The 7,868-nt window shown below is 33.6% G+C and carries 10 protein-coding genes; 7 read left to right on the forward strand and 3 right to left on the reverse strand.

Annotated features, from left to right (window positions below; translation table 11 throughout):
- The first annotated feature begins 94 nt into the window (after positions 1 to 94).
- The 5 genes from M900_RS04975 to M900_RS04995 are packed head-to-tail and all read left to right on the forward strand — an operon-like array spanning position 95 to position 3,340.
- Positions 95 to 859, forward strand: a complete 765-nt coding sequence (locus M900_RS04975; protein ID WP_021273746.1) for a sporadic carbohydrate cluster 2OG-Fe(II) oxygenase — start codon at positions 95 to 97, stop codon at positions 857 to 859.
- Positions 860 to 872: 13 nt separating this feature from the next.
- Positions 873 to 1,229, forward strand: a complete 357-nt coding sequence (locus M900_RS16970; protein ID WP_198295945.1) for an LIC12192 family sporadic carbohydrate cluster protein — start codon at positions 873 to 875, stop codon at positions 1,227 to 1,229.
- 2 nt (positions 1,230 to 1,231) lie between these two features.
- Positions 1,232 to 2,302 carry a DegT/DnrJ/EryC1/StrS aminotransferase family protein gene (locus tag M900_RS04985; RefSeq protein ID WP_021273701.1) on the forward strand — a complete coding sequence of 357 codons (1,071 nt, stop codon included), beginning with the start codon at positions 1,232 to 1,234 and terminating at the stop codon, positions 2,300 to 2,302.
- Entirely contained in the window at positions 2,299 to 2,955 is a 657-nt protein-coding gene (locus tag M900_RS04990; protein ID WP_021273620.1) for a class I SAM-dependent methyltransferase, read from the forward strand. The genes M900_RS04985 and M900_RS04990 overlap by 4 nt, the downstream gene beginning before the upstream one ends.
- On the forward strand, positions 2,948 to 3,340 hold the full coding sequence (locus M900_RS04995) for a hypothetical protein (protein WP_157680547.1): 393 nt from the start codon (positions 2,948 to 2,950) through the stop codon (positions 3,338 to 3,340). The genes M900_RS04990 and M900_RS04995 overlap by 8 nt, the downstream gene beginning before the upstream one ends.
- On the opposite strand, the gene M900_RS05000 is transcribed toward M900_RS04995, so the two are convergent.
- Positions 3,331 to 3,978, reverse strand: a complete 648-nt coding sequence (locus M900_RS05000) for a thioredoxin domain-containing protein (protein ID WP_021273753.1) — start codon at positions 3,976 to 3,978, stop codon at positions 3,331 to 3,333. The genes M900_RS04995 and M900_RS05000 overlap by 10 nt on opposite strands.
- Positions 3,965 to 4,381, reverse strand: a complete 417-nt coding sequence (locus M900_RS05005; protein ID WP_021273732.1) for a disulfide bond formation protein B — start codon at positions 4,379 to 4,381, stop codon at positions 3,965 to 3,967. The genes M900_RS05000 and M900_RS05005 overlap by 14 nt, the downstream gene beginning before the upstream one ends.
- Positions 4,382 to 4,469: 88 nt before the next feature.
- Here M900_RS05005 and M900_RS05010 point away from each other — a divergent pair, with 88 nt between their 5' ends.
- Entirely contained in the window at positions 4,470 to 4,994 is a 525-nt protein-coding gene (locus tag M900_RS05010) for a PepSY-associated TM helix domain-containing protein (protein WP_034731380.1), read from the forward strand.
- Here the strand turns inward: M900_RS05010 and M900_RS05015 are convergent.
- Positions 4,975 to 5,271 (reverse strand): hypothetical protein, encoded by a 297-nt coding sequence (locus M900_RS05015; protein WP_021273605.1) that lies wholly within the window; start codon positions 5,269 to 5,271, stop codon positions 4,975 to 4,977. The genes M900_RS05010 and M900_RS05015 overlap by 20 nt on opposite strands.
- Positions 5,272 to 5,556: 285 nt before the next feature.
- On the opposite strand from M900_RS05015, the gene M900_RS05020 reads away from it, so the two are divergent.
- Positions 5,557 to 7,848 (forward strand): YiiX/YebB-like N1pC/P60 family cysteine hydrolase, encoded by a 2,292-nt coding sequence (locus M900_RS05020; protein WP_021273676.1) that lies wholly within the window; start codon positions 5,557 to 5,559, stop codon positions 7,846 to 7,848.
- Positions 7,849 to 7,868 lie beyond the last annotated feature (20 nt).

Raw genomic sequence — 7,868 nt, forward strand, 5'->3', positions numbered from 1 at the left:
ATTTCGATGAATCATTGCGTAAATTCATTATATTAATTACAATTAATATTAACAATCCAACTCAATAAACACAAGAAATCAGGAAGTAACTTAAGTGAAAGTTGTAGGCGAAAGTGAAGTACAACATATAATTCAATCCATTAGAACTAATGGGTTTGTTGTAGTTCAGTTGGAGGGGCAAAAACACGAGCGAATCACTCGGGCAATCGCTGACTCGCTTGAGAAGCTCGATATTGATTTAAGCTCAATTGAAAGGTTACATGAAAAGATCTCATTGCAGGACCTAAATGAGATTCGTCTAAAAATAATTTCTTCTTTAGTTAAGGATGATTTTTATTCAAATTTACTTTTAAAGGAGTTCATGAGCTTGCTGGTTCAACTCGTAGGGACTGATTTAGCAATACAAAGAGCTTCCGGCCTATCGATACAGCTACCTCATGATGAAAGTTCAGTACTGCCAATGCATGCAGATTCACTAGTTGGTAATTCCCCTTATGAATTAGTTATTTGGCATCCCTTGACGAGAGCAGATAAGAGCGCAGCAATGTATATCTTACCTCTTGAACGATCTCTTGAAGTTTATAAAAGTAATTTATTAAAAACCAAGTCCTTAGCCGAAGTTTTTGAATACGTGAAAGCGGACATGATCGAATTGAGTGTTAAGCCAGGTCAAATTGTAATTTTTAGTCACAACCTCCTTCATGGAAATAAGATAAATGAAGAAGAGTTTACAAGAGTAAGTTTAAATACAAGAATAAAAAATATTTTTACTCCATATGGGAGTAAAGAGCTTGGAAGTTACTTTAGAAAAGTTCAATTTAGTGTTGCTTCAGAGCTAGGGATAAAATTCGATGTGTGATTATGTTACATATATGACTTCAAAAGAGGATATGAGATATTTTGTTCCGCATCGAGTACAGAATATAATTCTACGTGAGTACTTAAGTCGCATTGAAGAAACCTATCCTTTGCCAAAAACAGAGATAAAAACACAAAACTGTTATCCAGTCCTAAAAGAACTTTTAGCAGACAAGAAGATTAAAAAAATCTATTTTTATAGCCTCGAGATGCTTCCCAAAGATAACTTAGAAGTTCTCTCAAATCTTTATGAGCGCGTACTTGAGGGGATGACAATCATATTTTGTGTAGAAGATATAACTTTGAATGAAAATTCTTTGCTAGGTTTTAAAGAAGATCTTCATATCATGCAAATAACTAATAGGGTTTAGAGTTGAGGATTAAATTTCAAGATTTAAGAATATTAAATAATGAGCTTAGGTTTGAGTTAATCGAGAACTTAAGGGACTCATTTGATGATGGGGTCTATATTAATGGCAAGGCAGTCAGTGAGTTCGAATTTAGTATAAGAGAATTGTTTGATATTAAGGATGCTATTTACACAAATTCTGGGACTAGTGCCCTACTTCTGGCGTTAAAAGAACTTGGAGTCGGTGTAGGTGATGAAGTCATTTTGCCTGCAATGTCATGGGTCGCGACAGCACACGTAATTGCTAAGCTTGGCGCGTTGCCTGTATTCTGTGATGTTAATCAAGATTTAGTTATTGATGTTTTGTCTTTTAAAAAAATGATCACAGCTAAAACAAAAGCCGTCATTCCCGTACATTTTGGCGGAGTTGCTTGTGAAATGGAGGGTGTTCTTCAGGTTGCAAAGAAGCATGGGATAAAAGTTATAGAGGATTGTGCACAAGCTTTTGGGAATAAGTATCAAAAATATAAACTAGGAACTCTAGGTGATTACGGTTGCTTCAGTTTGAACCCCATGAAGATTATGGGAGCACTTGGAGAGGCGGGATTAATTATTACTAATCATAAAAATGCGATTAGAGATCATTTATATAGTGGGGTCAATTCTAATAAAGAAGTTATCTCAACTGGCGCAAATTACCGGGGAGACAATTTACAAGCAAGATTCTTGAATACAATGTTGAAATATCAAGATGAAAAATCAGCGAAAGTTTTGAAGATTTGGAACTTATATAAAAAGTATTTGCCAAGTGAAGTTACTTTGGTTGGAAGAGATCATGATTTTACTCCGTACTGTGTTAATATTTTATCATCAAAAAGAAATGAAATTGAATTGGCCTTAAATCAATCGGATGTCGAAACAAAAAGATTACATGTTCCTATAATGCCAGATATTAGTGTTTATCAATCTTGTAAGCGTGATACTAAATATATCGATGAAGTTAAAAACAAATTATGTACGCTTCCCCTTCATCAGTATCTTGAGGAAGAACATATTATAGAAATTTGTCAGGTTATAAATCGAGTGGTGAAATGAATTTGATACATTTATTTAATACTAATCATACTTCAACAAAGAGAAACTATCTTGAAAGAATGAGCAATAATAAAATTCATAGTATGAATATCGCTAGTAAGTATGATGAAGAATATTGGGATGGCGACAGGTCCACTGGCTATGGAGGCTATCATTACGATGGCAGATACCGGCAAATTGCTGAAGAGATCGTTAAGAGATACGGACTAACATCAAAGTCGAAAGTTCTCGATTTTGGCTGTGGAAAAGGTTACCTTCTCTTTGAAATTTATAATATCACCAAGTGCCAAATTTTAGGTCTTGATATTTCAGATTATGCGATTAAAAACTCAAAAGCAGAAATTAAAGAATTCATAAAATTCGGAGATGAGGACGCCCTCGAAGGTTTCTCTGATAATGAATTTGATCTCGTTATATCAACAATGACATTACATAACTTGTCTCTTAGAAAGTTAGATCAGGCCATCACTAGTATTGAAAGAATTGGAAAGACAAGTCTCTTGACCGTTGAAAGTTATAGAAATTCTAATGAGTTATTTAATCTTCAATGCTGGGCCCTGACATGTAAAATATTTCTTTCTCCCGATGATTGGAGATACATATTTGATAGAAACAAATACACTGGTGATGTGGAGTTTTTATACTTTGAATAATCTAATAGAAGTTCTAAATTCTCGCAGTCCTGCTTATCGCCTGAGATCCATGTGTGCCATTGATGATCCTTACATTGATTTCCTAAAGAAGCAGGCCGCAAGGCACGAGCTTAAGAGAGCACGAATCCTCTTGCATCCAGAAGAAGAGAATAAATATCATTCTATGCTAATTGTTAAAGTTAAAGGATGTGTGGAAAAAATTCTCGCATTGCCAGCAGAGTCAAAAAAAATTCAAGTTTTAAAAGGAAGCTTTGAGGCTAGACGAAATGGTGAAAAAGTAATCTATGGTGAAGATTGTACTGTGGAATTTAATCCACAGCACGAATTTGAATTTGAAGTATTGTCTGATATTTTAATTATTAAAGAAGAAATTACTTATTTTTGAAGCTCTCTATTTATTGCATCTTTTAATTGCTGGTAGCCAAACTCTTTTAAAGGCTGACCATTAATGAAGAAAGTAGGAGTTTGTCTGATTCCTAAAAGCTGTCCATCAACAATATCGGCAGCAATATTTTTGGCAATTACTGGATTTTCAATATCCTTATTAAGTTTCATCATATCAATACCAATTTTTGGGAGGTAATCCCAAAGTAATTCTGGACGTGGGTTATGGTGTGATCCCCAGTTTGGTTGCTGCTCAAAAAAGTACTCTAATGTTTCGAAGTACTTATTTTGAAATCTCGTTGCCTCGAGTATTGTTGCAGCAAACTTACTATTTCCGTGAAAGAGAGCATAGCGAATAACTAAACGAATTTTCCCCTCATTTTCTTTCATAATATCTTTAACAAATGGATAGAAGGCTCTACAGCTTTCACATTCAGGGTCCATGAATTCTACGATTGTCACTTTAGCATTTTGAGGCCCGAGTGATGGAGAATGATTTTTAATTAAAAATGTTTCTTTTTCATTGAGTACTTTTTCCATTTCATTTTGTTTTTTGTCCTTGTACATCCATGCGAGAAGGGAAAAACCTATAACTAATGCAGCTACAGAGACGGATACGAGTAGTTTATCTTTTTTCATGATAGTTCCTATAGAAAGTAATAATTAATACGCCAATTGCTGAAAATGCAATTAATGATAAAAATGGAATTGTTATAAAACCAAACCAACTAATATAGCTAGTTGTGCATGATATTCCTTGTGAGCAAGGTGCTGCACTCTCTGGTAATATTTTGTAATAAAGTAAGTTGTGATAGATTGCGATTACCCAACCTGTAAATACTAGAGGTGCTGTAAATCTAAATACATCTTTTTTTAGTGGGAATAATCCGACTAGAAAAATTAGTGACAATGGATACATACAAATACGTTGATACCAACAAAGTACACATGGGGGAAATCCCATGATCTCACTGAAGAATAAACTTCCAAGGGTTGCTATTGTCGCAACTAACCACGAAAAAAATATTAAGTACCAATTCATTACATTCCTTTGATTTACATTATCATGTCTTTATACATAAAATATGTAAATAGAAGAATTGTTAACTTTTGGTAAACTAGGGACCATAATGAAAAGAGCTACACTTATTAAAATCCACTTATATCTATCAGCTATTTTTACACCTTTTATATTACTCATGGCATTTACAGGAACTGCATATCTAATGAATTTCAAAGGTTCTGTAACTGAGAAGGTCGTTGAGACAGTAGAGTCGGAATCGCCTGTGACAGAATCTCTAATTGAAAATGAATTAAAAAGAATTGATCCTGAATATTCATATGAATACACAAAGAAATCACCAAATGGCTTTTTTACGAGACCTACAACAAGAGATTATTATTCTTTTGAAAAGCAAGACAATCAGATCATTGTGAAGAAAGTTACGCCAAGTTTTTTAAGAAAGATTATTGAAATTCATAAAGGCCATGGCCCAGGCTTATTAAAGTTAGTGGAGAAAATACTAGGTGTCGGTCTAATCCTTATTCTTATTTCTGGAGTTTGGCTTGCACTCACAATTAAAAGAGATATGAAAATTACATTGATACTGATGGGGGTTGGCTCAGTAATCCTTGCTATTTTAGCATTGCTTTAATTTCAGCAGGAACAGAATTTACATCACTATTCATTAAAATATGACCACTATCTAAATGCTGGAACTTTGCAAAATCTTTATCGAAGCGAAGTTCTGCATTTTCAAAAACACGGACATTAATTTCGTTTCCATTGATAATTTCTGTTCGACTATCTTTTAATGAAAGATCATAAACATTATTTGGAAGCCTAATATACTTCCAAGTGCCATTATCTAGCTCAACTACACTTGCAACTTCGTTCATATAGTAAGAGATAATTGTAATTTGCTCGGCCATATAAGTCCTTATTTACCCATCATTCCTTGATACATTATGTACCAGACAAAGAGGCTCAGTATGAGTAGACCAAATTTGAAAGCGACGCGCTTTTTGTTAATTTTTTTCATTATCTAATAATATGTATAAAGATAGAAGATGTCTAAAATACTTAAGTTATTGTAATTATTGCTGCATTTAGGGCAAAAAGTGTAAACTAAATAGACAGTATTGTTAAAATTTACAAGAACTCCCAAGAGGCAGGCCTTAGATGACATAATTAACTAAATCATTAAAGAGGTCAGTATGAAGTCTAAATTACTATTGTTTACAGTTTACACACTACTTTCTCAGGTTCCAAGTTATGGGTATAGCTCGAATACAGAAAGGCAAGAGGCGCGAAGAATTAATCGTCAGGTAAATGGACTAGTGAAACTTTTTGAAAAAAAGTATGACATTATTAAGACTGAAAAAGATAGAGAAGAAGCAACAATAATTCTCAAGCATATTATGGGAGACGAAAAAAATATTAAAAATATTGATCGTCGTGCTCTCGCGTATGAGTGGGTTATTGACCTTGCAGATAGAGGTTTAAATACCAATCAAATTCTTAGAATCGTAAAAGCTAATATTTCATCAAATAAATATTTTAATGCAGATGCAGAGGAGAGAGAAGAACTTATTCCTGCAAGGCTAGAGCATCAAGCTGATAGAATTTCTAATCTTTATCTTGGAATTAGGAGAATGAATCAGCGTGTAGATAGTAATGCTGAAACTTTTAAACAACTATATAAAGATATTAAACAATCTCAAAATTCTAATAATGGTCAGATAAGATCTGATCTTGTTAAAGAATTACATAAAAATATGTACATTTATGCTCTAACGAGAAATGAGATTAATACTACTCTTCGAGATGGTTTATTCTTAATCGATGAAATGGGGACAGGGTTCAATGATCGTTTTGTATTAGATGAGAATAGAGAGTCTGTTGAAATTAAAAAAGCTCGCAAATTAAAAGATGCAACTGAAAGATATCATAGGATAACTTTTAATCCTATCTCGAAGGAAGGGCGAATTATAACAAGAGATATTAAAACTTCTCTAGCTGCATCAGTAAACCTTCTTGATTTTTATGAGTTTGCCCTTGGTCAGTTTATGGAAGATAAGCATCTGAGAGATGCAATGCTTCTCGATGTTCCTGGGCACGCTAAATCTCTGCATGCTGACAAGGTCGTTAAAGATGAATTTTATAATTATAATAAATATTTAAATTCGAAAAAAACACAACGTGCAATTGATATTTTTCACGAAGAACAAAGACTACTAGCTAAGGCAAAGATTGAGTGTGAAGAGAATAAGGATGAGCTTGCTTGTTCAAGACTTGGTTCGAAAGAAGAGCAAGAAATGGATAAGAAATTGAACGATGCAATTACTAATTCATTCACATATAAGTATTTAATTGGTGAAAACGAAAGAGAAAAGAGAAAATTTGAGAAAATTCTATGGGGGGAGAAGAGTAGAGATGCCTTAAAGAAATGGTTTTCGAATAGAACTTATGGTTTAAGTAAGACATTTGGTAACTTTGTAGGATCTGACCTTTTTGTGGCAAGAAGAGGAAAGCTTCATGATCTTAAAGAGCGTGATCCAGAGAGATTTGATAAATTAGTTTCTGAAATGAGAGCACTTGATATGCTTGTTGAGAAAACTCCATTTAGAGCAACAGATAAGTTCATTCCTGGTCATTGGGGTCACGTAGCTGTATGGCTTGGAACTAAGGAAGAGCTACAAGAACATAAGTTATGGGTTCAAGAAGACTATGACCTAACTGATGGAAGAAAAGATAACCTTGATACAATCTATGAAACTCAAATGGCTATTAAGATTAAAGGTGATGATGACTATAAAGAGAATATTATTGAAGTCATTGATCATATGATTTTAAAGAAGCCTGAGTTAAGAGCTTTTGCAAAAGCTGATCCGACATATACAAAGAATAATTGGTTTAAGATTATGATCATGAATGGCCATCATATTATTGAAGCGTTGAGACCTGGAGTAGAACTTAATACAATGGAACATTTTCTTGAAATTGATGATATGGCAATTCTAAGACCAAATTACTGCGAAGAAAGATTTAATGATGGAAAATGTTTTACTAAAGAAGAACGTTTGAAATATATGAAAAATGCTCTTAATCAAATTGGTAAAAATTATGACTTTAATTTCGACGCAAATACAGAAGACGTTATTGTTTGCTCAGAGTTAGCTTATATTACATATGATAAAAAAGAGCTGGTTTGGGAAACATCGAAAACGGTTATTGGTGGGCAGTCAATTTCACCAGATCAGGTAGCTCTAAGAGCAACAAAAGCGGATGACTATTTCTATCCAGTAAAGATTTTCTATAATGGTAATGAAGTAGAGCACAAAAGCCTATTTGAGACTCAAAGGGTGTTTAACCTAATTACTAATACTAAGTATGACGAGGTTCAAGAGATCACAGGAATCGACAAAGACTATGACAAAGCTTATATCAGGCCAGAGCTATTCGATTCAGAGTCTGATTATAATAGTTGGTTAAGAGGTCATAACTAATATAAACTGCTCCAGTTAAA

The sequence above is a fragment of the Bacteriovorax sp. Seq25_V genome, from assembly GCF_000447795.1.
Lineage (GTDB): Bacteria > Bdellovibrionota > Bacteriovoracia > Bacteriovoracales > Bacteriovoracaceae > Halobacteriovorax_A.